Here is a 26741-nt window from a genome sequence, read left to right as displayed (position 1 = left end):
CCCGATGACGCGTTTGTTGCGGCACCCGGTAACGGGGACTATTCTCTCTCTAGCTGTTTTCGTTGGTATTTGGTGGGCGGCGGCGGTATTGCTACAGCTTCCGTCCTACCTGCTGCCGACGCCGCCTACGGTGTTAGAGCGGGTGGTCTTCCTTGCGAACAATGCTGATCTCGGAACGCACATGGCAGTGAGCGCGATCGAACTGCTTGCCGGTTTCTGCGCGGGGGCCATCCTAGGTGCGTTGACGAGTTCCTGGTTTGCTCACATGCCACTCGCCGAGAGGCTGCTGTCGCCGTTGATCGTATTGGTCCAAACCGCGCCGAAAATTGCGCTCGCGCCCTTGCTGGTGCTCTGGCTCGGTTTTGGAATCAGTTCCAAGGTCATGCTCGTCGGCGTTGTCGTGTTTCTGCCGGTGATTGCGTCGACGCTGGCAGCGATCCGGTCCATACCGAGCACAGTGTCGGACTTGACGCAGGTGCTGGACCTGTCTGCGGCCAGTCGCTTCTTCCATGTTGAACTGCCCTATGCGCTGGCGGGAACCCTGGCGGGCATGCGGATCGGAGCCACACAGGCCATAACCGCGATCGTGATCGGTGAACTACTCGGTGCCAGTGCAGGTCTTGGCGTGCTGCTGGCGATGGGCCTGGAAAACAGCGACGCAGCCATCGTCCTCGCCGTGATCGGGCTCCTATGCCTTCTTGGCTCCGCCTTATACGCGGCGGTTGTGTGGTGCGAATCGTATCTGCTGCGCTGGCATCCTTCACGGCAGGGGCCAGCCTTTTCCTCAGAAGCGAATCATTGATCCTTCGCGGCGTGTTGCCGACAACTCCCAGTTTCGGAGAACAGGGGCCAGCCGCATTGCAATGATCCCGTGCACTAAGCTTGTCTTGTGAGTTCCATCGAAATTCATGATCGGCGCTGTTGAGGGTGATGCTGCCTCGATTTCACGTACAGCAAGAAGTTGATCGCTTCTGAAGTACGTTCCGGTGCCTGAACGGCTACCGCCAAATCTTCTCGCGACTTGAGAGTCTCGACGTGATGTTCCTTGATTCCATCAGCTTCGCGCTGATCGCCGATGGACGTCGATTGTGTTAGTGGGCCTAGTCCGTAGCCTCTCACGTCAAGGAAGACGGAGTGCGTCGCAAGAATGTGCGTGCGGCCCACCAAAAAAATGAAACGAATGGCGAAGCACGCATGCGGCACATGCGACCGTAGTCCCGGCTTCTACGTATGCGTCCGGCGAAGTCAGGGTACTTCCGGCGCACTAGCTGCGCATGGTCGCTATCCACGCGATGCTTGAGCCGTTACGCACGATGCAGTACCCCGCTCCACCTGTCATGGGCTGCGGGAAGTATTCCCAAAACCAGAGTTCGTCTTCCGACTGCAGGTTGAGCAGGAAGTTGTCCCATCGCTCCTGCCAATGAGGACTGATCGGGATTCCGAGTTCATCGGACTCTTTGCGCAACTCAGCTTCAGCTTCTACGCGACCGAGACGGCGCTGCCAGCTTTCAACTGGTGGGTATGGCTTTTTGTTCACTGAGCGCTTCTCCGTCCTGCAGTATGCCAGCGCCTCCTAAGGCGCTGATGACCTTAGGTAGGCGCTCTCGTTGGCTGCCACTGATGCGGCAGCAGCTCTGCAATGCGGCTAGCCGGGTGCGTAGGAAGCCGCTCGAGAACATCCTTCAGGTACGCGTGCGGCTCGTGGCCGTTCAGACGCGCCGAGTGCACCAGGCTCATGACGGCCGCAGCTCGCTGGCCGGCGCGCAAGCTGCCGGCGAACAGCCAGTTCTGTCTACCGACGACTTGGCGCCCGAGCGCACTCGCATGCTTACGCACGTCGACTTCCCATGCGCATGACGTATGTGCAGTCGCGGAGCGAGATTCCGGCAAATCCTCCGTGTTTCCTTGGAGGTAGGAACTAGGTTGCAGGAAGCGTGGATCGATCAACTCGCTCGGCGCCAGCGATGAGGGCAACCGTTGATCGCCTTGCTCGATCCAGCGGCGCAACAGGTTCGCATTGAGGCCATTGGCCAATGCCACCGAGGCGATCGACACGCCGGGCCGAGAGCAGGCGGCAACCAGATTCGCCTACGGCAGGAAGAGGCGGGTCATGGGCAGTGATCAGGCAACTGCGAGGTCAACGGTTGCTCACCTGGCAACGTGGCATGCGAAGGGCCCCTCGGACGGCTGGAGAGCTTTTGTCTTACGGAACAATACCAGTCTAAATTTTTATCCAAATCCCCTTGCGCCTCTTTTTAATCACCCATACACTAACTTTTCCTTCCCACTCGGGTAGGAAACGTGAGGTCTTCGGACCTTTTCATCAAGGCAAATTGAAGGAGCTTTTTATGAACGACCTTATCGCTCAACTCAAGCGCGGCTCAGTTATGCAAGGTTGCCAAGGTGGCGACGATTGCACCGACCCTAAGTCGGAGTAAGCGTTTGAAGGCGCGTTAAAAGCGCCGAGTAGTTCGGATTTGCAATTAGCAAGCGTCACCCTGTGGCGACCGAAGACCATCCGAGGCCCGTTCCGATGTGTTGGTATGCGGGATGCTTTTTGCATGTGAATTCCTATGGATCCGCCTGTTGCGCTCCCTAGGATGCGATGGCCTTAAGTCGTCGCCTTTTCTTTGCATGGGTTTGTGTGTTCGAACCTATTGAGGCATGGAGGCGCAATGGCCGGAACAATCACTCAGCTGCTATCAGATTTGGTCTCTATTCGGAGCGTCAATCCCCAACTTACAGGGGCATCCGCCACTGACGGTGAGCAGGCTGTTGCCCACTATGTCGCCGATTTCCTTGCGCAGCGAGGAGTCAGCGTTGAGCTGCAGCAAGTGGCGCCTGGCAGGCATAACGTAATTGGGCACGTAGAGCGCGGAGCGAAATCCGACGAGAAAATCATCCTGCTTAGTGCACACATGGACACGTACCCAGCCTCTGATGAGGAGGCGCTTGAGTTCAGTCCGCGTCTCGAAGGTGGATACCTCATTGGAAGGGGGAGTGCAGACGCAAAAGGCTCGCTCGCAGCGATGCTTACTGCATTCGTGTCCACGCTGAAGTCGCCGAGCCGCCGCGAATCATATGTAGTCGCATCCATCGACGAAGAGTACGGTCTGTGTGGTTGCCGGACTCTATGCACGCATGGCATGAGGCCGCACCTGGCAATTACGGGAGAGCCGACATCCCTTGTCCCGATCTACGCACAGAAGGGAATCGTGCGCGCCAGTGTTTACATTTCTGGACAGGTAGACCACGCGGCTTACCCTGGACCCGAAAACGCGGTGTTCAATGTGGGCCGAGTTCTTTCCGCCATGGAGGACTGGAACAGGGCGTTGCGTGAGACCAGATCCGATCATGATCTTGGCTCAACCACAGTGACGCCGACGAAGGTCGAAAGCGGTGGAGACATGAACAAGACGCCCGAAGGCGTTCGAGTCTGGTTCGATGCCAGGCTCGTGCCGGGTACCACCACAGCGTCCTTCTTGTCGGAGATGACAACGTACCTGGAGGGGCGCGTTGGAGATATCTTTCGTCTTGAAGAGCCCTACTTCTCGTCCCCGTCCAACCAGTGCTCCATCATCGATCCACTCGTCCAGGAGCTCTTCTCAAAAGTCGCATCAGCGGTCGGTAAGTGCGAGCCCGACGTTTTTTCGTATGGAAGCGAAGCTGGCTTCCTTGCGGAAATGGCAGGTTCGTCGCTCGTACTTGGGCCTGGTGACGCGAAGTACTCACACGGCCCTGGAGAGCGAGTTCTCGTAGACGAAGTTGTCACAGCTGCCGACGTTTACTCAAGAATCCTTGTCAGTTCGGAATAGCAGATGTGACCGAAGCGCTACACGCGCTTTCATTATGGAGAACTTATGTCAGCAACAAAAGTAAAGCCAAACGCCTCGCACAAAGATCGCATATGCCTCGCGCTCGATCTGAACGACGAAGCGCAAATTCTGGCAGCCGTAGACGCGTTCAAAGAGCATGTGGGCTACTTCAAGTTGAATTCAGCATTCACCTTGTTCGGGCCGGATTTGGTCCAGAAGATTCTTGCGCGTGGAGGAAAAATTTTTCTCGACCTCAAACTGCACGACATTCCGAACACCTTAAGCGGCTATGGAGAAGCGATGGTGCGGCTTGGTGTGCACATAGTGACGGTACACATCTCTGGCGGCTCCGAAATGCTGGAAGAGTTTGTCCGCTCTGCGAAGCAAGCCGCGGGGCAACTGAAGAAGCCGAGGCCAAAGCTCATAGGAATCACGGTTCTAACCAGCATTGGGAGAAGCGTGATGAACGCCGAAGTTGGCATTGAAGGGACCGTCGAAGACGAGGTTCTGAGAAAAGCCCGCATAGCGGCAAGCGCCGGGCTGGACGGTATCGTTTGCTCGGCTGGTGAACTCGAATTCATCAGGCCGCATCTCCCACAGGGCTTCCTGCTTGTGACGCCTGGGGTCCGACCCGAGGGGTCAGGCAAAGACGACCATCAGCGTGTTTACACGTATGCAGACGCAGTAAAGGGAGGGTCCGGGCTTCTCGTCGTGGGCCGCTCGGTGTTGAACGCAAAGAACCCCGATCTTGCAATAGCAGAGATCTACAGCGCACTAGAGGCCGCCAATGCTTGACCTCACAAAAAAGCCCGTGATCGCTTGCGTTCACCTCCTCCCAACACTCGGGTCGCACAGATACGACGGCGATGTCGAGCAGATATATGACTCAGCAGTAGCGGAAGCGCGTGCCTTCATGAGCCACGGAGTCGACGCCATCATCGTTGAGAACTTTCGAGATGGGCCCTTTTACCCTGCGGGGGTTCCGGCAGAAACGGTTGCTACCCTCGCTGGCGTCACGCGGGAGATCATAAGGATCGCCGATGTCCCAGTGGGTGTTGCCGTTCTCCGCAACGACGCCGAAGCGGCGATGGCGATCGCCGCCGCTACGAACGCTTCGTTTATCCGGGTCAATGTCCATGTTGGAGCAGTGCTCGCGGCGCAGGGCGTTGTAGAAGGGCGCAGCCACGCCACTCTGAGGCTCAGGGCGAACCTGAAAGCATCCGTCTCCATCTTTGCGGATGCGGGCGTGAAGCACTCAAATCCTTGGGTATACCCCAAGCTGTCCGACGAAGTCCGAGACCTAACTCCACATTCCGACGCGATCATCGTTTCAGGTGCAGTAACCGGCGTGGAGACAGATGCTGGTGATCTTCGTGTCGCCAAAGCCTCAACCTCCAAACCCGTACTCATCGGCAGCGGGGTAACTCCAGAGAATCTGGGCAAGGTCTTCAACTTCGCCGATGGATTCATTGTCGGCAGCTACTTCAAAGTTGACGGCATCCCGACAAACCCGATCGATCTGGCTCGGATTCGGGCGTTCATGACAGCAAAGAAGCAGGCTCACTCGGCTGTCTTGGCGTGAGGCCCTAAGGAATCCCCGTGCCGATCACGTTTGATTTTCAGCAGTTCCTGGAGGACGGAGCCCGCGGACGCCGAACCCTTTCGGAAGCTATTCGGGGCATGACCGCATCAGCGTGCGGCAGCATCGATGCCGAGGCGCTCACGGAATCCGTGCTTCTTGAGCCACGCCTTATCGGGTGGCACTTCGGACCCGCAAGCAGAGCCGTGCCCATTGAGCAATTGCTGTTTCGAATTCTTCCGCATGACATCAACCGCGAGATAGAGGTCGGATCGGGCGAATCCGGCGCCATCACACTGCCAGGTATAGGGAGTGTTGAGACTGCGCTCCCAAATGCTCGACTCCGGCTCTCTCGGAGGTCGGGAGAGAACGCATTCGATGTCCGCGGACCGGGCGGGCCCGTTCAGTGCACCTTCTCCGAGCGGCGCAACGTTCCCGGGACTGCCATCGAACTGATCGAGGAGATGGATGCGGTCGTGAAGGGGTTCCTCAGCCAGAACATTGGCGGTCACGAGCAAATCACGATCGTGCGCGCCAGGCGAGAACTCATGGCAAACCTGTCACGTGCCCTGATCCTTGTCGAAAAGCATCTACCGCGGATCGCAGAACTATTGCGCCGCAGTGTTCAAGCGATCCTTCTGTTTGAGCATCCAACGCTCAACTCCTTTGCCGCACTCCAGATGCATGGAATGATCTTTCTGAACGTCAGGCGCGGGGCTACTGTTCTGTTCTTTGTGGATGGTCTCGTGCATCAGGGAGGGCATGTGGTGTTTTCTGAGGCCACTCTCGAAAGGCAGATGTATTTTAAGGTTTCGCCGGACGAGAGCCTTCAGACCATCACGGGAAGACGCGATGGACGTACAGCTTACGAAGCCCTACATGGCCTGTACACGGAGTGCGCGCTTCTCGAGGCGTTCAGCGGCTTGGGGCGGGCTGATCTCGACGTTTCTGAGCGACAGGAACTGGCGGCTCGAACCGGCTTTGTGCTCCGGCGATTCCGTACGGATATGCGCTTGATGCAAGAGCACGCCAAGGCTGTTCTCTCGCATCACGGCGAGCCGCTGTTCGAGTACTTCGCTGAGAAGCTCCGACATTTTGACACGCTTGCCGCGCCCGACACTTCTGATTATTCCGGGCACGCCGATGACTTTGACTTCTCCGCATTCCTGAAGCAGAACCCAGGCTGGCAAGCGAGCCGCCGATCCCTGATTGAGGAGGAATCATGAAAATCACCCACTTGGCACTGCTTACAAGAGATGTCCAGCTGTCCGCTGACTTCTACAAATCATTGGGGCTCGTCCCGCTGGTTGAAGGACCCGGGTACGCCCGCCTCAGGAGTGTCGAGTTGGAAACTACGCTGTCGCTGATCGACGCTACCGAAGTGGCTCCCTCAGGCGCGACGATCTATTTCGAGGTAGCAGACGTCGATTCAGAGGTTCAGAGGCTGAAAGGTCTCGGCATAGGCCCCGTTGAGCCTGCGAAAGATCAACCCTGGGGATGGAGAGAAGCTCGATACAGGGACCCATCCGGATACGCAATTTGCTTGTTCTGGGGAGGCACCTCACGTTTGAATCCAAAACTGGACGCCTGAACAAATCCTTACTTCAAGGGGAGAGAAACATAGCCATGAGTGCACCACGAATCACACCGGACCAACTTGAGAGTGTTTTCAACGATGGGCCCAAGCGGTCAGGTGCCTTGATTTCCATCGTCGGGTTTGATGGATCGGGCAAGACGACACAAATAGAGGCATTGGCCGAAAGATTCAGGACGGCCGGTCACGAGGTACTTGTGACTCGCCAACCGACCGACTGGTACCGTAATGAAGGGTCAGTACAGCAATTTCACGATGCAGGCGGCTCACGCGAGCGTGCTCGGATTCTTTCATTGTTCGCCGCCGCCGACAGGCATCGACATGTTCAAGAAGTGATCCTGCCCGCGCTCAGCAAAGGCCAGGTGGTTCTATGCGACCGGTATGTCTATGCAACCTTCGGAGTCTTCATCCACCGCGGAGTGGATGCCGAGTTCCTGGCCACCATCAACCGCGGAATTCCGCGGCCCGATCACGCCTTCTACCTCGACGTGCCGACGGCGATCCTCAGCAGGCGACTCCGAGAACGCGACGGCCTCAACCTGAAGTTCGAAGAACGTTCTGATGAAAGAATTGAGTCCATCACCTCTACCTATCGCGAGATGGGCGCTCATCTGGAGCGGGTGGACGGTTCTCTGCCAGTGCAAGAGGTGAGTGACGACCTTTGGCGCAGATGTGGTGCCTTGCAGAAGGTCTTGACGCCTGTCCTTTGAACCTGGCGCAATAACTCGCCGGATTTGCCGCGGGGATTCGGAGCCAGTCAGTAAGGACCTTGATTCAGCGCTACGTTGCTCGGATCTCCTGGTTATTCAATCGACTCGTCAACAGAGTCTCAGGCAAATCCAGCGAATCTCAACTATCCATTCAACGGCGGAGGGAGACTATGTCCATGTCCAATATAGCAAGAGCGAAAGCTTTCCACGGTGGGGCGTCCTTCGAATTTATCGGGTCTCGATTCGACGATCTTTCGAGGATCAACAAATGTATCAACGCAGACGTGTTGGACGCCTGGTTTGATCCTTCGCCGATGGTAGTGGCGACGATTCGGGAGCACTTGCCATGGATTCTCCGGACATCTCCGCCCACTCACTGTGAAGGATTGCTTGAAGTTCTGGCCGAAGGACTTGATGTTTCCACTTCCAATTTGCTCGTGGGCGCAGGGTCGTCGAATCTGATTTTCCTGGCTATGCAGCGATTGCTGGGGGCGCATAGCAAGGCTTTGACTCTGGATCCAACCTATGGAGAGTATCTTCATGTATTCGAACAAGTGATTGGTTGTGAATACATAAGAGCGCCGCTTCAGTATGAGCCTCACGGAGCATATTCGTTGAACATTCAGGGCTTGATTGACACGATTAAAAAAGAACGCCCAGACGTGGTTGTCCTGGTGAATCCGAATAGCCCAACCGGGACATTCATCAAAAAAATGGACCTGGAGAACTTACACAAGGCCATTCCGGAAGAAACGCTGCTTTGGGTGGACGAAACCTACATTGACTACGCCGATGGATCTCAATCGTTGGTGGCGTACGCAGCAGAAAACAAAAACATTATCGTGTGCAAGTCACTTTCCAAGATATACGGTTTAAGCGGAGCTCGATCAGCTTATCTGTGTTCCAGCCGGGAAGTTATTGATAGGCTTGCTCCATTTTCACCACCTTGGGCGGTAAGCCTTCCAGCCCAAATCGCGACAATCGCTGCAGTTCAGGATTTAAATTACTATTCGGAAAGATACAAGGAGACCCACAGTTATCGGGAGATTCTTGCAGCGGGGTTAAGGCAGATGGGATTCAAAGTTCATAACTCCGTTGCGAATTTTCTGTTGATTGAAATTCCTGAAGAATCCGGAGTCGCGAGTGACTTCGTTCAAAGATGTAGAAGGTTTGGCTTATATCTTCGAGACATATCGAGCATGGGCCGCAACGTCAATAAATACATGGTAAGAATTGCTGTCAAGGATTCCGTCACCGTTGGAAGGATTATTGCGATTATCAAAGAGGTGTTGGCCAGCATGCGCGAAACGAGCGCGTGCAAGAGTCATGAAAAACAAAATGAGAGAAGGCCGCAAATCTTTCAATGAATTTATGCCGCAGCTGAAAATCAGCCAAGCCGCTCGATTTCTTGCGGCATCTTCTTGGCCACGTCTATCTCGTGTATCGCGTATCAATTAACGGGTTTTTTCGAATGAAAAATGTAGTCATTTCTTCGACGCACGCAAGCGCACTGGGGGGCAGGATTTCCATCGAATTTGAAGATGTGCTGCGAAATCTTCATTTCGGCGAAGACGATATCGTATTGATTGGCGGTAGTTTGATGGATGGATATGGCTCCAACACCTCCGATTTTGACGTCTACGTGATTTCTGAAAAACCACCAAGGTTTGAAGAATTTCCTGTGCATCGACATCACAGGTACGTATGCCAACAAGGAATATTGAATTCAGTCACGGACTATATGCCCTCGACAGGAAGGATCCTGGACACACAGTATAGAACCAAGGAGCAGTTAAGAGCCTTGCAAACTTCGGTTCAGGGCGCATTTTCTCAGGCCTCCCAACGAACAAAGATGCTGATCAACACAATGTCGGTGTCAGATCAGAGGACCATTTATAGGCTCTATTCTGCGCATGCGTTGAAAGGCAAGGCCGAGTTCGAAAATTTGATGAAATCAGGACTCTCGCGCGATCAATTTTGTTACTTGTTATTTAGAAACGTTGCGCTGGATTATCCGCTTTTCAATGATGTCGTCGGTGCCTGGCGCGATGGTGATTTGCTGATGGGATGCGAGCGTGCGCGATTCTTCTTGTCGAGGATAGCGCAAGGATTGACCAATATGTTCGGCAACACGAATTCAGAGATGAAATGGATCCTGAGAGCGCTGGAACGTTTGCCGGACCCAATCCAACCCATGGTCATGAAATATCGCGAGCTGATCTCCAGAGGGCTCGGCGGAGCGCATGAGATGAGACAGGTGATTCTGGATTGTATAAATCTGTCCGACGAATTTTACGCCACCAGCCGCAGCCTGTTGAACTCCACCTCCTGTTTTATGAGCATAGAGGATTCCGAGCGTATTACTCGACAGGAGATTGACGGCTATAAATCATGGCACCGTGATTTGACTAAAGAGTTCGCAATCAGATGCAGGTTGTTTCGGTCGGGCCTTCCGCCGCTGGTCGAATTTTTGCCAGAGACCGAGGGGGAGAGGCTGTCGCTCTTCTTGGATCATAGTGATCTGCAGCTGACGAAAAATTCGTCGCAGCCCGTTAATTTTTGAAGGGGACCCTGCCGTGCTGCCCAAGACCATCTCCAGCGGCATTGGCGTCCATGCAGCGACGGTAGCTATCCTGACGACGGCAACCCTCAATGGCGATAGCCCCCCATATGCGGCATTGGAGGGGGGCGCTTTTGCGCTCAGCGCTGTGCTGATTTTCGCCACCGCCGCCTTGTTGCGGCAGTCCTTCGCGCCACCTCGACAGCAGCCTGCCAACAACAGGCGAGGTGCATCACGGGGCGCTGGCGATCTTCATCGAATCAAGCTGCAGCAGCACTTCATTGAGCCCGCCCTGAACATCTCGCATGTCCTTGATGCGTCTTGCGTTCTTCAGTGGCGCGCGCAGTGTGATCCGCGAGGTGCGGTTTCGCAGGAGCCCTTTTCCTGCAAATTTCCCCAGGGATTTCGATGAACCTCAAGCCTGCGCAGCGCGCCACCACCCCATTGTTTCGCCCCCGCCTGGACGAGCCAGGCTTGCGCGAAGCCAATCCTGCCTTGATTTCATCTGCAGCAAGAAGTTGGTACGTGCCTGTCGCACGGGCCAAACGATGTGATGCCGCTCCCGCGCTCGGTCGGCGCATCGCCGCCGTCCGACCCCTTGGGGCGAAGTCCGTCTGAATCCAGCTTGAGCAGGAACAGTACCAAAGAGACTACGCAATGATGAGATGCACGCCGAACTACAGCCAATTGGTAGCTTCCTCTTCCATCGGTGGGGCAAGCAGCGAAGCGACAGCGGCAGGTTCCTACGTCATCTGTTTCATTGGCGCGGGACCCAACACGCTCTATTGTCTGGAGAGGTTGGTCACTCGCCTGCGTTCCGGCAGCTTGCGTATCCCGGCTTCGAGCTTGTCGGTATCGGTTTACGATAAATCTGGCAGCTTTGGACCTGGAATTCATTCCAAAGACCAACCGACAACCAATCACCTGAACAGAACTGCGGAACAGGTTTCATTGTGTGCGGACGTCACTCATAAAAAGCTGAACATAGAGGTTTATGAGAGAAGGGTTGAAACGCTGCATCAATGGGCCGTAGAGAAATTCAAATCCACAAACAATCCTCGTTATCACATAGCACCCCAACAATGGGTGGATCGCGCGCTGGTTGGAGAGGCCCTGAGCGACACGTTTGATAACTTGGTTGCCGAGCTCAGGGATCTGAAGGTAACCGTGACGCTCGTGGCGGCCGACGTCATTAATCTTGTTCCAACAAGCGAAAGCAAGTACAAGATCATTTGTGCAGAGCCGGTGCCGGAAAACACGTCCACGGCAGATTTTGTGTTTCTATGCACTGGCCATACTTCCAATAGGCCTGAACCCGGAACTGTGGCCGAGAGGATGATGGATCTGTCTGATTCAAAGACGTCCTCATTCAAGTATGTTCACAGCGTTTATCCAACAGAAAAAATAACAAATGAAATTGCCCCGCCTTCCAGCATGCTGGCGTGTTTTGGCATGGGACTGGCCGCCATCGATTGTATCAATTGGTTGACTTCTGGCCGCGGCGGCTACTTTGTGGCGGATCGAAATCCCCACAAACTGAAGTACATCCCCAGCGGATTCGAACCTCGCAAAATCTTTCCGATAAGTGAATCCGGCTTGTTTGTCAGGGCGCGTGCTTATAACGAAAAAGGGAACGTGGAGGAAAGACGTCACGTCGGGATTGTATTCAATGAATCCACGTTCGATTCTCTCCGAAAAATTACAATGAATCGTGGGGGTGGCAGGCACGTCATCGACGGCGAAGTGATACCGTTACTCGCGCTGGAAATGATGATGCTGTACTACCGAACATTGCTGTCGATGGCGGCTGTTCAGGCAATTGAGGAAACCATCAAGAAGCAGTTGGAGAGTTATATCTGCAGCTGTCGCCTGCGTTTCGAGGCACCCGCCATCTGGAAGATTTATCAATCAGCCCAGGTGCAGTATCAGGATTGCTTGAAGCACGTGCACAAACTGCTGACAACACCGGAAGAAAAGAGCCCGCATCCTGGCCTTGCGGAGCGTAAGGCGATTTCTCAATTTATCAAGGTTCGGTTGGGTCCGGAAATCGATGATTTGTTGGCAGGAAAGAGCAATTTTGAATTTCTGGAAGTAGCGAGGCACCTCAATAAAAGCCAATCGCCGTGGGGGCATGACAACTCGATCTTGCGACACCTGTTTGACTGGAATGACGTTCTGGATCCTCTCGCCCGTTTTTGTTCCGAAACTGGCGACTTGCATGCGACAGCGGCCTCATGGTTGGAGAGCGACATACTCAACGCAAGCCAAGGAAATTTGTCCAATCCCATAAAGGCTGCGATTGATGGCGCCATTCGGGATCTCCGGCCTTGCTTCAGGGATCAAGTTGAATGGGGCGCTGGTGGGCCATTGGGAACTCAAGAGCTTTTCTCTAAATGGTACCGGGCAACCAACCGGCTTGCAGTTGGAACGTCGCTGGAACTCATGAAAAAGATTTTGGCTTTGACAGATGCAGGCATAGTGGATTTGTCGTTCTGCAGAAATCCAGCCAAGGAAATTCGCAGCGATGCTCTGTATTTGAAATTGGGTGACCGGGTCGGCTGTGTGAATGTCGGATTGAATGCAATTGTTCACAGATTCAACTTATCGCTCAGCGATAGTGAGCTATATCGAAATTTGCGATTGCAAGGTATTGTGCGAGAGTGGAGTATCTCCGACGGGGTTGAGTCGTATTCCCCCGGCTCTTTGGATGTCGAGAGAAATAGTCGCTTGGTCATTACGCGGAAGGGGGAAACTCTTCCGAACATGGTGGCATTGGGCAGCCTAGTTGATGGGCCGTTTTACTACCGATTGGCCTTGAGCCGACCCTATGTCGCGGATACGATCCTGTTTGACGCAGACCAAGCATTAAAGAGTGCTATAGCGCATTGGAGTTCGTTGGACAGGAGGCTTGCGGCATGAGTCTCTTTGCTCCAGTCGCTTTGGGTGACCTGCACCTTGCGAATCGAATGGTCATGGCGCCCCTCAGTCGGGCCCGTGCCGACGCCACTTCGCGTGAGGCGCTGGACCGGATGGCCATCTATTACGGTCAGCGCGCATCGGCAGGTCTGATCGTCAGCGAAGCCACGCACGTGTCGCCGTACAGCGTCAGCCGGCCTGGCGGGGCAGCGATTCACAGCGAAGCGCAGATGGATTCGTGGCGCCAGGTCACCAGGGCAGTGCATGAACGCGGTGGCCTGATCGTCCAGCAGATATACCATGTGGGACGCAAGGCTGCGACGGAGCAACTACCTCGGGGAGCTTCGCCGCTTGCCCCGTCGGCCATCTGTGCAGGTGGGGAAGTCATGACCCCCGTCGGGAAGCGCAAGTTCTCCGTCCCCAGGGAGATTGAGACTCACGAGATCCCAGGTATCGTGGCCGAGTTTCAGAAGGCTGCGCGCTTCGCAGTCCGCGCCGGCTTCGATGGCGTGGAGATTCATGCCGCCAACGGCTACCTGATCGACCAATTCCTGCGCAGCGCGACCAATCACCGTATCGATCAATACGGAGGTGTGATCGAGCGTCGCGCCCGCTTTTTGTTGGAAGTGGTCGATGCCGTTGCCAGTGTCGTCGGCAAGGGCCGCGTCGGGGTGCGGCTGTCACCTGCACCCATGGACGACGGCACGCACGATTCAGACCCGACAGCGCTCTTCTCCTACGTCGCTCATGCGCTGGGCGTGAGGCAGATTGCGTATCTTCACCTGGTGGAGGACGTTTCGCTGAACGCCAGCGACCGCCTTTCGCTCGCACTGAAACGAGCGTTTGGTGGGCCGTTGATCCTATGCGGCGGGTTCACACGCGCAAACGCCTTGGACGCCATCGAGGCAGGGCTGGCCGACTGCATCGCCTTTGGAACACTTTACGTTGGCAATCCGGACCTTGTCGAACGGTTTCGCGCGGGGGCACCGCTGAATCGCCTCAGGCCGGAGTTCTATCGCGAGGGCGGCGATGAAGGCTACATCGATTACCCCTTCCTTTCCGAGTCGAATCTCTTCGTCAACAAACCATGATCACGACGCTGCGGTCAGAGCCCGTCGTCATTCCCCGGTTCAGTCCAGCTTGCTGCGACAGAACTGAATTCCTGCGCCTGACGGGTAACCGACAACACGTCGTCTTCGGATAGAAGACGTCACGACAATGAGCAAGGGGGATTCCAATGCATGTAGGTTTGTTTCACCAAATGTGGGCGTTCGCCGACACAACCGACCGGCGTTGCATAGAAGACGCAATCAAGGACATCATCCTCGCCGACGAGCTCGGATATGACTCATGCTGGATTGGCGAGCATCATCACAATCGCGACAAGCCTCTCTTCGGCCGGATGCCCCAACCGGAGTTGCTCATCGCACACCTCGCGGCAGAAACGCGAAAGATTCGCTTGGGCACGGGTGTCAAGGTGCTCCCTTTCGACACGCCTTGCCGCTTTGCTGAGGCTATCGTGGTACTCGATATGCTGACCAAGGGGCGAGCCTCGTTCGGAATCGGCATGAGCATGCGCAGTGACAAGTTGTCGCCTACGCACGACCGGGGCGCAGAGTTCCGTGCCCAGTTGTCGCAGCTACTGCGCTTGCTTGACAAGGATGTCGGCATGGGGCTGGAGCCGATCACGCCAGAGCCGCTGCGAAATTACCGTGGCGTGATCTGGGTTGCTGCACGCGAGCCAGAGACAGTCGCTTGCGCAGCAGGATTGGGCCTGAACTTTGTGGTGGGTCAGTTGGAGCAAGCATCCAAGCAGCGAGAATTCGTAGACGCCTACCACCTTGCCGGAGGCAAGGGAGAGGTTCGAGGGGTTCGCATGGTTCACGTCGCAGAGAGTGACGATGAAGCCTGGCACTTCGCTGAAACGGCGGCGCGCCGGATGTATCAAGCACGAACGACCTCCGCCTACGGCCGACTCGCTGCCGCCGAGGGGCGACTCGCCACATCAGCGACCGATGACCCCTCTGAAATGATGCGTCAGATTGAGCTGATCGCTGGCTCGCCGCGGACTGTGGCCGACGCGCTGGTGAGCTACATGGAGGCCGCACGTGTCGACCGCGTGGACGTGATGATGCACATTCCAGACATCGATCGCGATGCCATCCTGCGCTCAATGCACCTCTTCGCGGCGGAAGTCCTGCCGATGCTGCGCAGCCGCAAGCAATTCAACGTTGGAGCCCCCGAGTAGCAGCAAGGTGCCCTGCTCAGGCTTTGGATCAATCGATGGACTTTGGTCACTCAATAACCTCGCAGGTATACGTGGCTGGCGACATCAGTGGGCTGTCGCAGCTTGCCGGCGATTACGACACCGTGATGTGTGACCTCTGGGGTACGCTGCACGATGGTGTGGTGCTGTTCCCCGACGCGGTCGCGGCCTTGCAGCGCTACCGCGCCGTGAGAAGGGGAACAGTCGTACTACTGTCTAACTCCGCCAGGCCCTGCGCCCACATCCAATCTCACCTCGAGGCTATGGGTTTGTCGCGAGATAGCTGGGACGCCATCGTGACGTCGGGAGATGTCTGCGTCGACTTTTTAAGCGCGCGGTTGCACATTCCTCTCTTCCACCTCGGGCCAGACCGTGACCTCGTCCTTTACGACGAGGTAGAACGTCGTACTGGTGTTCGGCCAACCCTGTGCAATGCCGAGAGCGCAGAGATGGTGGTTTGCACTGGCACTAGCGGGCGTGAGCCGGCAGACTTTGATGAACTTCTGAAACGCCTCGCCGCACGGAACGTGCCTATGTTGTGTGCGAACCCCGATCTCATTGCGCCAGATGGGGCCAAGTTTGTATTCTGCGCGGGAACTTTGGCCTCTCGCTATCGCGAATTTGGAGGCAGCGTGCGCTACACCGGCAAGCCCTACACACCCATTTATGTGAAAGCGTTGGCTGTGGCTAGTTCACTTTGGTCTCCACCGAAGCGCGTGTTGGCAATTGGTGACGGCTTGGAAACAGACATTCGCGGCGCCGCGCAACAAGGCTGGGACGCGATGCGCGTCTTCTACGAGCCGCGGCAGGAACGCCGCGATGCTGACAGCGGCAAAGGTCACGCACCACCGCTGCTCTCGAACAAGGTGCAGGGTGGCCTCGTCTGGTAGCAGAGCACGTCTGCACAACCGATCACGCGGGTTTCGATCTGAAGGGTACCAGTTGCAGTCTCGAGTTGCTTTCTACGCTTACTACGTCACGCTGTATGGGCCTGTGGCTATCACGATCAGCTTTCTTCCGCTGTGGATTAAATCGCACGGCCTGAATGAGCAGCAAGTTGGTCAATTGTTTGCCTTTGGATCATTACTAGGACTAGCGATCAATCCCATTGTCGGGCTGATCGCCGACATGTGGGGAAGCCGCAGAAGCGTGCTACTGATCCTGCTGGGTGGATCGTCGGCTGCGGCCTTGTTGCTCTTGAACGCTCGCAGCCCCGTTTGGGTGTTCGCGGCGTATATGGCCATGCAGGCCTGCTCTACCGCTCTCATCCCCTTGAGCGAATCGATAGTCCTGAGCAGCACCACACGCTTCGGCCTAGACTTCGGTCGCCTTCGCGGCATCGGCTCCTTGTCGGTGGTGTTTGTCACGGTAGCCTTGGGCGCGGTCCTTGACCGAATTGGACTGGATAACGTGGTGTTGGCACTGGCTTTTTTCTATCTGATCCAGACTGCAATGGCTACTTGGCTACCAAACGCGCGCGTGGTAGCGAGTCGTGCGACAAAGGCCTCTTTGGTGCAGGTGTTGCGTCTGCCAGGATTCGTATTTTTCCTATGTGGTGCTGCCGTTTCCCAAGCCTGTCACGGTCTCTTCTACGCTTACAACGTGATACTCTGGAAGAGCCTCGGCCTGTCGTCGTCGTCAATCGGCGCCCTGTGGAGTCTGGGCGTGCTGGTTGAGATCCTGACTTTCGTGCTCGGCAGCCGTATCTTGGCTCGCGTGTCCGCCCCGACGCTCATACTTTGCGCCTGCTTGGGAGGTGTGCTGCGCTGGGCCCTGCTCGCCGAAGCCCAACACCCCAGCACGCTGATCATCGTCCAGTTGTTGCAGGCGGCTACGCTCAGTTGCACTCAGTTGGGTGCAGCCCAGTTCATCAAGACAACTGTGCCGCCTCAGGCCATCTCCAGCGGCACTGGTGTCTATGCGGCGACGGTGGGTATCCTGACGGCGGTAACCGTCTACGGCGGTAGCCATCTATATGCGGCATTCGGAGGGCGCGCTTTTGCTCTCAGCGCGGTGCTGTGTTTCGGTGCGGCCATCGCCACAGCCTTGCTGCGACAGTCCGTCGTGCCACTTCGACTGCAGGCCTAACGGCAGCAGGGGGCATCACAGGGTGCTAGCGAGCCCCGTGATCGCGCTCGCAGCCTCAGAATTTCTCATGCACAGGATGCGGCCGAGCAGTTCGCCGCGATGGTTCGCGGAAACGAGCAGCTTCGACTGATTCTTGGCTTGCAGTGCCGACGAATAGGCGAATAACGGCGTCCACACCGAGACGTCTTGCGAGGAAGGCATTGCGGAGCCTGCATGACCGAAGTGCTGGAGGGACGACCCGACCATCGCGACTCGTTCCCCACCGCGGATGAGAAGGCTGCCGGGAATCGAATTCTTCCGTGCGTTTCGCGCAGCTGTTCCCGGCCCCTCATCCTCAATCTCTGAGGTCCGGCCATGGCGCGCGAAGGCACGCCTCTAAGCCTCTGCGCATGATCTCGAGATGCAAGCGCTTGACCGCGCGTGAGCCGCGTCCTTCCCTCCGTTGGTAAAGGAGGAGTCGGCGTGTTCAGAAGACCGTCACGTTCCACTCGTAGTCCGTCGCCACTTCACCGAGCATACGCAAGCGCTTCGCCGGCTCGGCGTCGAGTGCGGCGACGATCTTCGTGGTCAAGGCGACCATCGTGGCTTTCGCATTGTCGGCAAACTCGGCCGTGATCCCCTGGTCCTCATACTTCTGGACGAAGGCTTGCGCGGCGACCCCGATGACGAAGTACAGGCCTGCATTTCCGACGTCGACTTTCATGAGGTCGAAGGCCCCGCGGTACAGCGCCTTGAAGGCGTCGGAGCCTGAAAGGTCGTTTGAAAATCGGTCGCTGATTTCTTTGAAGTTCATGATGCGTTGCTCTCAATGTGGCTGGTGATGGAACTCTTGCCGCCGTGCGCCTGGGACCAGGCGACGGGATCTCGAAGGAAGTCATTGAGTTCGGCCATCGCTTCGGTGGTGAAGTCGCCTCGACGTACCGCAACGGCCCGGATGTCGTGCCAGGTTGCCAAGGCATGCACCTTCAGTCCCAGCGCAGCGAGGAGGCTGTCCGCGCCGAACATTTTGTAGTCGAACAGCACGAGCACGTCATGGACTTCCGCGCCCGCCGCACGCAGCGCCTGCACGAAACTGATCTTCGATGCGCCGGCGGCCATCATGTCGTCCACAAGCACCACCCGCTCACCGGAGCGCAAGACACCTTCGACCTGACGCGAACCTGCTGCGCGTTTCCTGACGTACTGCATCGGCAGGTCCAGCGCATTCGCGATCCAGGCCGCCAGCGCGATGCCGCTGGACTCGCCGCCCGCGACGGATGCGGCACCTGAAAGACATCCTTGGGCCTTCAGCGCATCGACGGCATGGCCGACGAGAGTGCGGCGGGCTTCGGGAAAGGAGAGCAGCCGCCGGCAATCCATGTAGACCGGCGTCGCCCATCCGGAAGGCAGCCGAAAAGGCTCGTCCGTGCGCAGTGTCACGCAGCCGGAATCGATGAGGTGGGCCGCCACGGCGAGGCGAGTCTCGGTCGGGAGGGGAGGTGTTGTCATGGAGGTGGGCCTCGGCTAGTGAATTCGATCCAGCAGTTTGCGCAGGTGCACTGCCCCCGCCTTGCCCTTGTAGGCGGCCTTCCAGAGCCTGCCGATCATGGCTTCGTACATCCGCACAGCTTCCGGCGAAGCGGTGACAGTGGCGATGCCGTTTCGCACGTTGGGGAGCTCGCCCAGGCGGAACGGGCTTACAGCCAGCACACTGCCTTCTCGGCCGGAGAACACTTGGAAGGTCGCTGCCGGCATGGCGTCGTCGATGAGGCCGATCTGTACGTCGATGGGTTCGCTTTCCATCAGGTCGGCGATCCGTTCGACCTCGCGGCGCGCCGCCAGGCGGCGTTCGGCGCGCACGGTCTCGGGCAGATCGATCCGGCCGACCAGCCCCGTCTCGACGAAGCGCTCGAGCTCACGCAGCCCTATCAGGCTCACGATGTGAGGCTGCCGCCGCTGGAAGTAGGCGCGGCGCTCCAGCATGATCTGTAGCATCTTGTCGATGTCCGCAGAAGTGGGGCCCTTCCCCGAGCCCTTTGGCGAAGCCTCGACGAGCATCTGTTGCAAAACCGGCAGGTAGTCATCCGAGGTCAGCAGCAGGGAGATGGGCTCGAAGTGTGCGAGGATGCGGTCCGACGATTCCTCAAGCTGGCGCATGCGCTCGAACAGGCCAAGCGCCGTCGAGTAGTACTCCACTTCTACGCCGAGTAAGGACGCCAGCGAGGTGTCGAGCAGATTGGCCAGTCGCTCCAAGGTTTCGATCTTGACTATCTCTCCCTTCTCGAGCCGGTAGACGACCGCCCTTGAAATCCCGAGTTGCTCCGCCACGTCTTCCGCCAATAGTGAGGCGCCGACCCGGTAGGCGCGCAGGCGATTGCCTAGCGCTACGTAGTCGATCGACGACTTGAAGGTCAAATTCGCTGCTTCCATCTCGTTTCTCACCCTATGGATCGAAAAAGAAACTATAGGCGAAATTCGACACACAGAACCCTCGTCGATGCAGGGTGCTACTCCGATCGCTGTAGGAAGGACACCGCAGGGGGGCCAAGTGCTGAACGGGGTCACGCTGTAGCAGCCCCGTCGAGCGCCGTGCGCAAGGTCCATGGCAGGCTACTTCCGCCCAAGAACGGATGCAGCACTCCGCCGTCTGGCAGTGTCACGTCCTGAGGAACATTACAAGGCACGCGCTCGAGCGTCACCGTCGCGGCGTTGGGTGCCAGGCCATAGAACCTGGGGCCGTTCAGGCTCGCGAACGCCTCCAGACGGCCGAGCGCGTTCTCCTCGTCGAAGACGGTGCAATAGCTCTGCAGCGCGGCGGGTGCATTGAAGATGCCGGCGCAGCCACAGCCCGCTTCCTTCAGAGTGCGAAGGTGCGGCGCCGAGTCCGTGCCTAGGAAGAAGCGCGAGTCGCCAGACGTTGCAGCCTTGCGCAGGGCGATGCGATGGCGCTCTCGCTTGAGCACCGGCAGGCAGTAGAAGTGCGGGCGAATGCCGCCCGCGAAGATCGCGTTCCTGTTGAACATCAGATGCTGTGGCGTAACCGTCGCGCCGAGACGCCCGCTCGAATCGGCCGCCACGAAGTCTGCGGCCTCCTCGGTGGTGATGTGCTCCATCACCACCTTAAGTGCGGGAAAGTCGCAAAGCAACGGGCGGAGTGTCGTTTCAATGAAGGCGGCCTCGCGATCAAAGATGTCCACGCCTGGGGCCGTGCTCTCTCCGTGGAGCAATAACGGCATTCCGATGGTCTGCATCGTTTCCAGCACCTTGGCAATCTTGGCGATCGACGTGACGCCGTACTCAGAATGGGTCGTTGCCCCGGCGGGGTACAGCTTTGCTGCGGTCAGCACACCTTCTTCGAACCCCCTGCGCAGTTCGTCGGCCGGCGTCTCGTCGCAGAGGTAGGCCGTCATCAGCGGCACGAAGGCGACACCTGGCTGGAGTGCAGCCAGGATCCGGCCCCGGTAGGCCCGCGCAAGCGCGGTGGTCGTCACCGGCGTCTTCAAGTTCGGCATGACGATCGCCCGGCCGAATCGCGATGCGGTATACGGCAGCACCGTGTCCAGCATGGCGCCATCGCGCAGATGCAGGTGCCAGTCGTCTGGGCGGCGGATGGTGATCCTGGTCGTCATGGTGAGGCTCACTTCAATTGCATGAATGCCACGTCCATCGCACGGACACCGAGCATGAAGTCGTCGATTTCCATCGCCTCGTGGGGGTTGTGCGAGCCGTTCTGGTTGCGCACGAACAGCATGCCGCTCGGGATGCCGGCGTTGGCAAACAGCGAGGCGTCGTGACCGGCGCCGCTCGGAATGACCTCGAACGCCGCATCTTGCGCGGTGCAGGCATTCGCGAGTACGCCGCAGATCTCGCCGTCCATCGTGGCGGGCTCGCTGAGCATGCGGCCATCGAACTCGAAGCGAACACCGCGCTCGCGCTCGATGGCGGCGCATTCGGCCCGCATGAGCTGGTAGAACGCCTCGAGCGTGTCGGTGCTCTTGCTACGCGCCTCGAGGCTGAAACTTACCTGTCCCGGGATTCGTGAGATCGAATGCTCGACGGGGTCGGTACTGACGATGCCCGTGGTCACGACCAGGTCGGTGCCGCGCTCTAGCAGCACGCGCCAGTGCTCGTCGATACGCATGATCAGGTCCGCGACCGCGAACATGGCATCGTGGCGCAGCCAGCGCGGGACGACCCCCGAATGCTGCGCGTCACCGTGGCAGACCACGCGGTTGTGGCGCACGTTGCCTCGGATGCCCGAGACCACGGCGAGGGGGAGTTTCCGGGCGACCATGACTGGCCCCTGCTCGATGTGCAGTTCGATGTAGGCCTTGATGCGCACCTTGTCTAGCAGCAGTTGTTGGGTTCGGATCGCATCCACGTCGGCACCGCATCGGCGCATGCAGGTCTCCATGGATTCGCCCGTCGTGCGCTGCTTCAGTGACAGGTCGCTTTCGCTGATCTTGCCGAGAAGCGCGCCCGATCCCATGTACGCCTTTCCGAACCAAGCGCTTTCTTCGCCGCGAAAGGCGACGACCTCGAGCGGCCGATCGTAGGACCTGCCGCTGGCCTTCTGCGCGACCAGGCACAGCAGGCCCGCAACCACGCCGGCATAGCCGTCGAAGTTGCCGCCTTGCGGCACCGAGTCGATGTGCGAGCCGGTCCAAGTCACCGCGCTTACCGAGGCGGTCCCCGGCAGGCCGAACACGAGGTTCGCAGCCCTGTCGGGCTTGACTTCGAGCCCCTCACTTGCAGCGAACGCACGCAGGTAGTCAGCGGTATCCGATTCGCCGCGTCCGTAACTTTGCCGCGTTACGCCCACCCCGTCGAAGGTCAGCTCGCGGACATCCGAGAAGAGCTTCTCGGCCATGGGTTGAAGCTCCAGCAGGCTCATGGTCACTTCACCTTTCTTCTAGCCCGATTGCTGTGCGAAGCGCAGCCAGCGGTCCGAGAGTTGTCGGTCGAGCTTGACCTGACCGGTCAGGTCGCGGATGTTCTTCACTCCCGTCTCTTCGCAGTAGGCGACCAGGCCATCGATGATCTTCTGCATGACGCCAGGATCGATGAAGGAGGCCGTACCGACCTGCACGGCGCTCGCGCCGGCCAGCATGTACTCGACCGCATCGTGCGCGTTCGAGATACCGCCGCAGCCGATGATTGGGATGCGCACGCTTCGATAGCACTGATGCACCATGCGCAGCGCGATCGGCTTGATGGCGGGACCCGACAGGCCGCCCATCACGTTGCCGAGCTTGGGTTTGCGCGTACGCACGTCGATCGACATGGCAAGAACGGTGTTGCCCATCACCAGCGCATCCGCACCGGCCTCTTCCGCAGCCCTGGCGACGACCGCAACGTGCGAGGCGTTCGGCGTGAGCTTCGCCCAGACGGGATGATGGGTGCGGCGGCGGATGGCGCTCACGACCTTGTATGTCGTCTCCGGCGTCATCGCAAAGGCCATGCCGTCGGCCTCGAGGTTGGGGCACGAGATGTTGGCCTCTATCACGGCCACCTCAGGCAGGGACATCTTGGTCACGGCGTCTGCGAACTCGTCGACGGTGTCCGCCGAAATCGAGACCACGACCGGCGTATCGAAGCGCGTGTACGGTGGCAGCACCGATTCGCGGTAGTAGTCCAGTCCCTTGCTGGGAATGCCAATGGCGTTCAGCATGCCGCTGTAGGCCTCCGACACGCGCGGCGTCGGATTGCCCGCGCGGCTCTTGGGCGAGACGCTCTTGATCACTAGCGCCCCGAGCTTGTTGAAATCAAGCGCTTCTGCGTATTCGATGGCAAAGCAGCCGGATGCCGGCATCACTGGGTTGCGCAGTGAAACCTCGCCGACCCTGACATTCAGATCAGCCAAACTCCACCTCCCCGACGACGTCGCAGATGGGAAACACGGGGCCTTCGCGGCAGACGCGAAGGAATTGCTTGTCGCCGTCCCGATCGAAAAGCCGCACGCAGGACAGGCATACGCCCATGCCGCAGGCCATGCGCTGTTCCATGGCCACTTCGCCGCGGGTGTGCGGATAGTCGACAAGGATGTGCTGTAGCAGCATCAGCACGCGGTGCGAGCCGCAGGTGTAGATGATGTCGTGGTGCTCTTCGTCGAGCAGGCGTCGGATAAGGACGTCTGCGGCCTCGACCGAGGAGCTGCCGTCGGAGTCATAGATGCAATGCACTTCGGCCTCGATACCGCGCAGGAACTCGTCTCGCATCAGATCCCTAGGCGCTCGCGCAGACATCACCGCGGTGATCTTGATGCCCGCCTTCGCCGCGTGCTGCAGCAAGGGCGCCATCGTTGCTAGCCCGACGCCGCGCGCGACGACCATGATGCGCCGGAAGCTTGGCTCCAACGCGAAGGTGTTTCCCAATGGGCCGACGATGTCCATGTGATCACCGACGGGCAGATGCGCGAGCGCATGGGTCCCGACGCCGGCCACGTTGTAGAGGAACTCGATCGTCCCCTCTTCGGGGCCAATGCCATAGACGCTCATCGGGCGGAGAAGGAAGGGCTTGAGGTCGCTCGTAGTCGGGCACTTCAGCTGGTAGAACTGGCCCGGCTTCGTGAGGCTCGCCAGGTCGGCCGTCGCCGAGAGCTTTAGGTACTTATACCGGTCGTTCACCCAGCGGTGCTCAGCGACTTCGCAACGATATGAGGCGACGCTCTGGGCGTTGCGCTGAAAGCACGCGCTTTCTGCCCCAGGCACGGGTGGATGCATGAGCTTGAACGCGGGCGGCTGGTTGTCGGTGTAGGCGAGCATCATTCGAGCGCCTTCCCTTTCAGTTCGGGGATGAGAAAGAGGGTGGCGACCATGTCGAGCAGATAGATCGCAGCGAGCAGGGCAATGGCGATCTGGAACGAATAGGCTGCGACGAGAGCGCCGACCACCACAGGCCCGAAGCCTCCTATTCCGCGACCGATGTTGAACAGGACGTTTTGCGCCGTGGCACGTGCTTCCGTGGGGTAGGCCTCTGAGATCAGGGCGCCATAGCCGCCCAGCATCCCGTTGACGAACATGCCGAGAATGGCGCCGACCCAAAGCAGTGACACGGGGTCGGACAATTGGGAGTACGTTAGGACCATCACCACTGCGCCCGCCTGGAAGAGCAGAAAGCTGGGCTTGCGTCCAAGGCGATCGGCCAGCTGACCGAACAGAAAGATGCCCGCCATCATTCCGAGGATGGTCACCGACGCCCACATGGCGGACTTTGTCAGGTTGAACCCAAGCTTGTTGGCAAGGAAGCTTGGCATCCAGATCATGATCCCGTAGTAGCCGAAATTCTGGACAGCGCACAGCACGACGATGCCCAGACTAATGCGGGTCGTGCGCGCATCCTTCACGAGCAGCTTGAACGACTTCAACTTCGAACCCTTGGTCTTAGGTTTGCGGACGAAGACCTCAGGTTCGTGGAGCCTGTTTCGAATCACCCACGCGACGATCGCGGGGAACACTCCCACGAGGAACATTCCACGCCAACCGATATGAGGCATCAGCAGCGGCGTGAGCAAAGCAGCCCCGAGCACCCCAAGCTGCCAACCCAACGCCACATAGGAAGACACTCGCGCACGGTGCTTGGCGGGCCAAGCTTCGGCAGCCAGCGCCATGCCGATGCCGAACTCGCCGCCCAAACCGATGCCAGCGATGGTCCGATAGATGAGCAGATCCCAGTAGCCCTGCGCAAAGGCGCAAAGCCCGGTGAACACGGCGAACAGGACGATCGTCCAGGTCATCACGCGGATGCGCCCGAAGTGATCGCTGAGCGAGCCGAAGACGATGCCTCCAATCACGGCACCCACAAGCGTCCAACTCACCAGCGAGCCGGCCTGGCCCGGCGTGAGATGCAGGTCCGCCGAGATGGCCGTGAGCATGAAGCCGAGGATCAGCAGGTCGAAGCCGTCCATCGCATAGCCGATGGCGGATCCGGCCAGTGCCTTCCAGGCGTAGCTGGACACCTCTTCGTTGGGCCGCAGGGACGTTGTCGATTCGAAAGTTGATGCCACTTCAGGACTCCTGGTACGACGTGAAACGGCTCGGCGCCGGCAGATTGATGAATTGTGGAAACGGCTTCTAAAGCCATGTCCTTGTTTTTGTTTAAGATACTAGTATCGAAAATGATATTTTTCAAGAAAAAGAGCGCTGAGATCGCCTTTTGCGGGTTGATTACCCGGGACCAGGAGTTGGAGCCGGAAACCGGCTCACGGAAGCCAGGGGCGATGGCGGATGACCGCCCAGTCCTCGCTCCAGTCGAACTGGAACGCTTCGCCGGGGCCGAAGGCCAGCGGCACGAAGGTGCCGAGCCCGGTGGTCTGCTGGACCTCGTGGCGGCGCGCATGCCATGCGCGCGCAAAGGCGGCCACCCGGTTGTATGACCCCTGGTAGCCTAGCGCCGCCAGATCTGCGTGCATCTGCTTGAGCGTGCGCCGCTGCTTGCGGGACTTGGCGGTCTCACTCTTGAGCCACCCACCGAGCTTCTCGGCAAACGCGTCCAGCTTGCTGGGGCTGATGCGCTGTACGCGGTCAATTAATCACGCTCTTGTTCAGTGAACGATGAGCTGTGAGGCTACGTGCCCATGTAGAGCAACATGGACATGTAGAGATGACAGAGCAGTACGCAGAGTTGAGAAGCCGGTTGGTTGTGGGACGCAAGAGTGACGGTCGCGCAGGCCGAGGTTGAAGACATCGACGAAGAGGAGTCGACGCCGGTCGCGGGCCATCAACTTAAGAAACGCGGACGCAAGCCGCTGGACTCCGCGCTGCCGCGCGAGATCGTGCGCCACGAACTGCCCGAGGCCGAGCGTGTGTGCGCGCATGACGGGCACGCGCTGGTGGAGATCGGCGCCGAGGTCAGCGAGCAGATGGATGTCCCGGTCTACCGGTCCGACATCGAGAACGCGCTGACGAAGACGCTAGGTGCCGGTTCGACCGAGTGGCTTTCCACACCCACGGCCCTTCTGCTTGAGCCAGCGAATGTTCCTTGATGCGCTTCCGGTCGGAGCAGAAGCTGGCTCGGTTGCATCTCTTCTTGAAAGCACCATCGTTCTTCGCGATGGCACTCGGACATCGCTTGAACGCGATCGGTTCGGTGCAGCTATATGACTGGGTCGATGGAATTTACCGGCCTAGTGCAATGCTGGATGATGCTGAATAGCAGCATCGCGGACTTGGCGCGAGCTTGTACATTGATAGCAGTGCATGCACCTAACTTCCGCGCCATCTCTATCGCAACTAC

27 protein-coding genes and 3 pseudogenes are annotated in these 26741 nt (G+C 58.3%); 18 read left to right on the top strand and 12 right to left on the bottom strand.

What is annotated here, in order from left to right; all coding sequences use genetic code 11:
• Positions 1–4: 4 nt before the first annotated feature.
• Positions 5–802, top strand: coding sequence for an ABC transporter permease (locus ACEOAB_RS17495; protein ID WP_413747615.1), 798 nt, complete (start codon positions 5–7; stop codon positions 800–802).
• Positions 803–1264: 462 nt separating this feature from the next.
• Here ACEOAB_RS17495 and ACEOAB_RS17490 read toward each other — a convergent pair whose 3' ends face one another.
• Together ACEOAB_RS17490 and ACEOAB_RS17485 are read right to left on the bottom strand one after the other, a co-directional pair.
• The gene (locus ACEOAB_RS17490; RefSeq protein ID WP_413747614.1) at positions 1265–1537 is read right to left on the bottom strand and encodes a hypothetical protein; all 273 of its coding nucleotides are present in this window, start codon (positions 1535–1537) and stop codon (positions 1265–1267) included.
• Positions 1538–1590: 53 nt separating this feature from the next.
• Positions 1591–1800, bottom strand: a pseudogene (locus tag ACEOAB_RS17485) (transposase domain-containing protein); the annotation flags it as partial.
• Positions 1801–2675: 875 nt separating this feature from the next.
• Here ACEOAB_RS17485 and ACEOAB_RS17480 point away from each other — a divergent pair.
• From ACEOAB_RS17480 to ACEOAB_RS17415, 14 genes are all read left to right on the top strand, one after another.
• On the top strand, positions 2676–3815 hold the full coding sequence (locus ACEOAB_RS17480; protein WP_413747613.1) for a M20 family metallopeptidase: 1140 nt from the start codon (positions 2676–2678) through the stop codon (positions 3813–3815).
• 45 nt (positions 3816–3860) lie between these two features.
• Positions 3861–4610, top strand: coding sequence for an orotidine-5'-phosphate decarboxylase (gene pyrF / locus ACEOAB_RS17475; protein ID WP_413747612.1), 750 nt, complete (start codon positions 3861–3863; stop codon positions 4608–4610).
• On the top strand, positions 4603–5397 hold the full coding sequence (locus ACEOAB_RS17470; RefSeq protein WP_413747611.1) for a BtpA/SgcQ family protein: 795 nt from the start codon (positions 4603–4605) through the stop codon (positions 5395–5397). Before pyrF ends, ACEOAB_RS17470 begins: the two co-directional genes overlap by 8 nt.
• 17 nt (positions 5398–5414) lie before the next feature.
• Positions 5415–6620, top strand: coding sequence for a hypothetical protein (locus ACEOAB_RS17465; protein ID WP_413747610.1), 1206 nt, complete (start codon positions 5415–5417; stop codon positions 6618–6620).
• On the top strand, positions 6617–6985 hold the full coding sequence (locus ACEOAB_RS17460) for a VOC family protein (RefSeq protein ID WP_413747609.1): 369 nt from the start codon (positions 6617–6619) through the stop codon (positions 6983–6985). The genes ACEOAB_RS17465 and ACEOAB_RS17460 overlap by 4 nt, the downstream gene beginning before the upstream one ends.
• A gap of 35 nt (positions 6986–7020) precedes the next feature.
• Positions 7021–7698: a dTMP kinase gene (gene tmk, locus ACEOAB_RS17455; protein ID WP_413747608.1), complete on the top strand. Its 678-nt coding sequence runs from the start codon at positions 7021–7023 to the stop codon at positions 7696–7698.
• A 170-nt stretch (positions 7699–7868) separates the two neighbouring features.
• Positions 7869–9065: a pyridoxal phosphate-dependent aminotransferase gene (locus ACEOAB_RS17450; RefSeq protein WP_495653006.1), complete on the top strand. Its 1197-nt coding sequence runs from the start codon at positions 7869–7871 to the stop codon at positions 9063–9065.
• A 104-nt stretch (positions 9066–9169) separates the two neighbouring features.
• Positions 9170–10261, top strand: coding sequence for a hypothetical protein (locus ACEOAB_RS17445; protein ID WP_413747606.1), 1092 nt, complete (start codon positions 9170–9172; stop codon positions 10259–10261).
• 13 nt (positions 10262–10274) lie between these two features.
• Positions 10275–10670, top strand: coding sequence for a hypothetical protein (locus ACEOAB_RS17440; RefSeq protein WP_413747605.1), 396 nt, complete (start codon positions 10275–10277; stop codon positions 10668–10670).
• 245 nt (positions 10671–10915) lie between these two features.
• Complete coding sequence (locus ACEOAB_RS17435) at positions 10916–13177, top strand: FAD/NAD(P)-binding protein (protein WP_413747604.1); 2262 nt, start codon at positions 10916–10918, stop codon at positions 13175–13177.
• Positions 13174–14265 (top strand): alkene reductase, encoded by a 1092-nt coding sequence (locus ACEOAB_RS17430; RefSeq protein ID WP_413747603.1) that lies wholly within the window; start codon positions 13174–13176, stop codon positions 14263–14265. Before ACEOAB_RS17435 ends, ACEOAB_RS17430 begins: the two co-directional genes overlap by 4 nt.
• A gap of 146 nt (positions 14266–14411) precedes the next feature.
• Entirely contained in the window at positions 14412–15422 is a 1011-nt protein-coding gene (locus ACEOAB_RS17425; protein WP_413747602.1) for an LLM class flavin-dependent oxidoreductase, read from the top strand.
• Positions 15423–15493: 71 nt separating this feature from the next.
• Complete coding sequence (locus ACEOAB_RS17420; protein ID WP_413747601.1) at positions 15494–16330, top strand: TIGR01459 family HAD-type hydrolase; 837 nt, start codon at positions 15494–15496, stop codon at positions 16328–16330.
• Between the two features lie 52 nt (positions 16331–16382).
• A complete protein-coding gene (locus tag ACEOAB_RS17415; protein WP_495653005.1) occupies positions 16383–17528 on the top strand; it encodes an MFS transporter in 1146 nt (381 codons plus the stop codon).
• Between the two features lie 15 nt (positions 17529–17543).
• Here the strand turns inward: ACEOAB_RS17415 and ACEOAB_RS17410 are convergent, their stop codons facing one another.
• Complete coding sequence (locus ACEOAB_RS17410) at positions 17544–17729, bottom strand: hypothetical protein (protein ID WP_413747599.1); 186 nt, start codon at positions 17727–17729, stop codon at positions 17544–17546.
• Positions 17730–17741: 12 nt separating this feature from the next.
• Here ACEOAB_RS17410 and ACEOAB_RS17405 point away from each other — a divergent pair, with 12 nt between their 5' ends.
• On the top strand, positions 17742–17873 hold the full coding sequence (locus tag ACEOAB_RS17405) for a hypothetical protein (RefSeq protein WP_413747598.1): 132 nt from the start codon (positions 17742–17744) through the stop codon (positions 17871–17873).
• 121 nt (positions 17874–17994) lie between these two features.
• Here the strand turns inward: ACEOAB_RS17405 and ACEOAB_RS17400 are convergent, their stop codons facing one another.
• The 9 genes and pseudogenes from ACEOAB_RS17400 to ACEOAB_RS17360 form a co-directional block, all read right to left on the bottom strand.
• Positions 17995–18321 (bottom strand): hypothetical protein, encoded by a 327-nt coding sequence (locus ACEOAB_RS17400; protein WP_413747597.1) that lies wholly within the window; start codon positions 18319–18321, stop codon positions 17995–17997.
• On the bottom strand, positions 18318–19016 hold the full coding sequence (locus ACEOAB_RS17395; RefSeq protein ID WP_413747596.1) for an orotate phosphoribosyltransferase: 699 nt from the start codon (positions 19014–19016) through the stop codon (positions 18318–18320). The genes ACEOAB_RS17400 and ACEOAB_RS17395 overlap by 4 nt, the downstream gene beginning before the upstream one ends.
• A gap of 15 nt (positions 19017–19031) precedes the next feature.
• Positions 19032–19937, bottom strand: coding sequence for a helix-turn-helix domain-containing protein (locus ACEOAB_RS17390; RefSeq protein ID WP_413747595.1), 906 nt, complete (start codon positions 19935–19937; stop codon positions 19032–19034).
• A 131-nt stretch (positions 19938–20068) separates the two neighbouring features.
• Complete coding sequence (gene pyrC / locus ACEOAB_RS17385) at positions 20069–21148, bottom strand: dihydroorotase (protein ID WP_413747594.1); 1080 nt, start codon at positions 21146–21148, stop codon at positions 20069–20071.
• Positions 21145–22401, bottom strand: a complete 1257-nt coding sequence (locus ACEOAB_RS17380) for a hydantoinase/carbamoylase family amidase (RefSeq protein WP_413747593.1) — start codon at positions 22399–22401, stop codon at positions 21145–21147. The genes pyrC and ACEOAB_RS17380 overlap by 4 nt, the downstream gene beginning before the upstream one ends.
• An 18-nt stretch (positions 22402–22419) precedes the next feature.
• Positions 22420–23370 (bottom strand): dihydroorotate dehydrogenase, encoded by a 951-nt coding sequence (locus ACEOAB_RS17375; protein ID WP_413747592.1) that lies wholly within the window; start codon positions 23368–23370, stop codon positions 22420–22422.
• On the bottom strand, positions 23363–24229 hold the full coding sequence (locus ACEOAB_RS17370) for a dihydroorotate dehydrogenase electron transfer subunit (protein WP_413747629.1): 867 nt from the start codon (positions 24227–24229) through the stop codon (positions 23363–23365). The genes ACEOAB_RS17375 and ACEOAB_RS17370 overlap by 8 nt, the downstream gene beginning before the upstream one ends.
• A gap of 41 nt (positions 24230–24270) precedes the next feature.
• Positions 24271–25413, bottom strand: coding sequence for an MFS transporter (locus tag ACEOAB_RS17365; RefSeq protein WP_413747628.1), 1143 nt, complete (start codon positions 25411–25413; stop codon positions 24271–24273).
• A 318-nt stretch (positions 25414–25731) separates the two neighbouring features.
• Positions 25732–26022, bottom strand: a pseudogene (locus ACEOAB_RS17360) (IS21 family transposase); the annotation flags it as partial.
• 186 nt (positions 26023–26208) lie between these two features.
• On the opposite strand from ACEOAB_RS17360, the pseudogene ACEOAB_RS17355 reads away from it, so the two are divergent.
• Together ACEOAB_RS17355 and ACEOAB_RS17350 are read left to right on the top strand one after the other, a co-directional pair.
• Positions 26209–26376: pseudogene (locus tag ACEOAB_RS17355) on the top strand (IS66 family transposase); the annotation flags it as partial.
• Between the two features lie 113 nt (positions 26377–26489).
• Positions 26490–26660 (top strand): SAVED domain-containing protein, encoded by a 171-nt coding sequence (locus ACEOAB_RS17350; protein ID WP_413747627.1) that lies wholly within the window; start codon positions 26490–26492, stop codon positions 26658–26660.
• The last annotated feature ends 81 nt before the right edge of the window (positions 26661–26741 follow it).

The organism is Variovorax sp. Varisp53 (genome assembly GCF_059491555.1).
The sequence above is the reverse complement of the archived record's forward strand: the minus strand, read 5'-3'. Positions and strand labels throughout refer to the sequence as shown.

Coding starts and splice junctions, on each gene's coding strand:
- ACEOAB_RS17430 (WP_413747603.1), top strand. CDS start 13,174: ATGAGTCTCTTTGCTCCAGTCGCTTTGGGTGACCTGCACCTTGCGAAT.
- ACEOAB_RS17450 (WP_495653006.1), top strand. CDS start 7,869: ATGTCCATGTCCAATATAGCAAGAGCGAAAGCTTTCCACGGTGGGGCG.
- ACEOAB_RS17400 (WP_413747597.1), bottom strand. CDS start 18,321: ATGAACTTCAAAGAAATCAGCGACCGATTTTCAAACGACCTTTCAGGC.
- ACEOAB_RS17425 (WP_413747602.1), top strand. CDS start 14,412: ATGCATGTAGGTTTGTTTCACCAAATGTGGGCGTTCGCCGACACAACC.
- tmk (WP_413747608.1), top strand. CDS start 7,021: ATGAGTGCACCACGAATCACACCGGACCAACTTGAGAGTGTTTTCAAC.
- ACEOAB_RS17380 (WP_413747593.1), bottom strand. CDS start 22,401: ATGAGCCTGCTGGAGCTTCAACCCATGGCCGAGAAGCTCTTCTCGGAT.
- ACEOAB_RS17395 (WP_413747596.1), bottom strand. CDS start 19,016: ATGACAACACCTCCCCTCCCGACCGAGACTCGCCTCGCCGTGGCGGCC.
- ACEOAB_RS17405 (WP_413747598.1), top strand. CDS start 17,742: ATGACCGAAGTGCTGGAGGGACGACCCGACCATCGCGACTCGTTCCCC.
- ACEOAB_RS17480 (WP_413747613.1), top strand. CDS start 2,676: ATGGCCGGAACAATCACTCAGCTGCTATCAGATTTGGTCTCTATTCGG.
- ACEOAB_RS17460 (WP_413747609.1), top strand. CDS start 6,617: ATGAAAATCACCCACTTGGCACTGCTTACAAGAGATGTCCAGCTGTCC.
- pyrF (WP_413747612.1), top strand. CDS start 3,861: ATGTCAGCAACAAAAGTAAAGCCAAACGCCTCGCACAAAGATCGCATA.
- ACEOAB_RS17410 (WP_413747599.1), bottom strand. CDS start 17,729: ATGCCTTCCTCGCAAGACGTCTCGGTGTGGACGCCGTTATTCGCCTAT.
- ACEOAB_RS17390 (WP_413747595.1), bottom strand. CDS start 19,937: ATGGAAGCAGCGAATTTGACCTTCAAGTCGTCGATCGACTACGTAGCG.
- ACEOAB_RS17370 (WP_413747629.1), bottom strand. CDS start 24,229: ATGCATCCACCCGTGCCTGGGGCAGAAAGCGCGTGCTTTCAGCGCAAC.
- ACEOAB_RS17350 (WP_413747627.1), top strand. CDS start 26,490: ATGCGCTTCCGGTCGGAGCAGAAGCTGGCTCGGTTGCATCTCTTCTTG.
- ACEOAB_RS17445 (WP_413747606.1), top strand. CDS start 9,170: ATGAAAAATGTAGTCATTTCTTCGACGCACGCAAGCGCACTGGGGGGC.
- ACEOAB_RS17470 (WP_413747611.1), top strand. CDS start 4,603: ATGCTTGACCTCACAAAAAAGCCCGTGATCGCTTGCGTTCACCTCCTC.
- ACEOAB_RS17435 (WP_413747604.1), top strand. CDS start 10,916: ATGATGAGATGCACGCCGAACTACAGCCAATTGGTAGCTTCCTCTTCC.
- ACEOAB_RS17495 (WP_413747615.1), top strand. CDS start 5: ATGACGCGTTTGTTGCGGCACCCGGTAACGGGGACTATTCTCTCTCTA.
- ACEOAB_RS17365 (WP_413747628.1), bottom strand. CDS start 25,413: ATGGACGGCTTCGACCTGCTGATCCTCGGCTTCATGCTCACGGCCATC.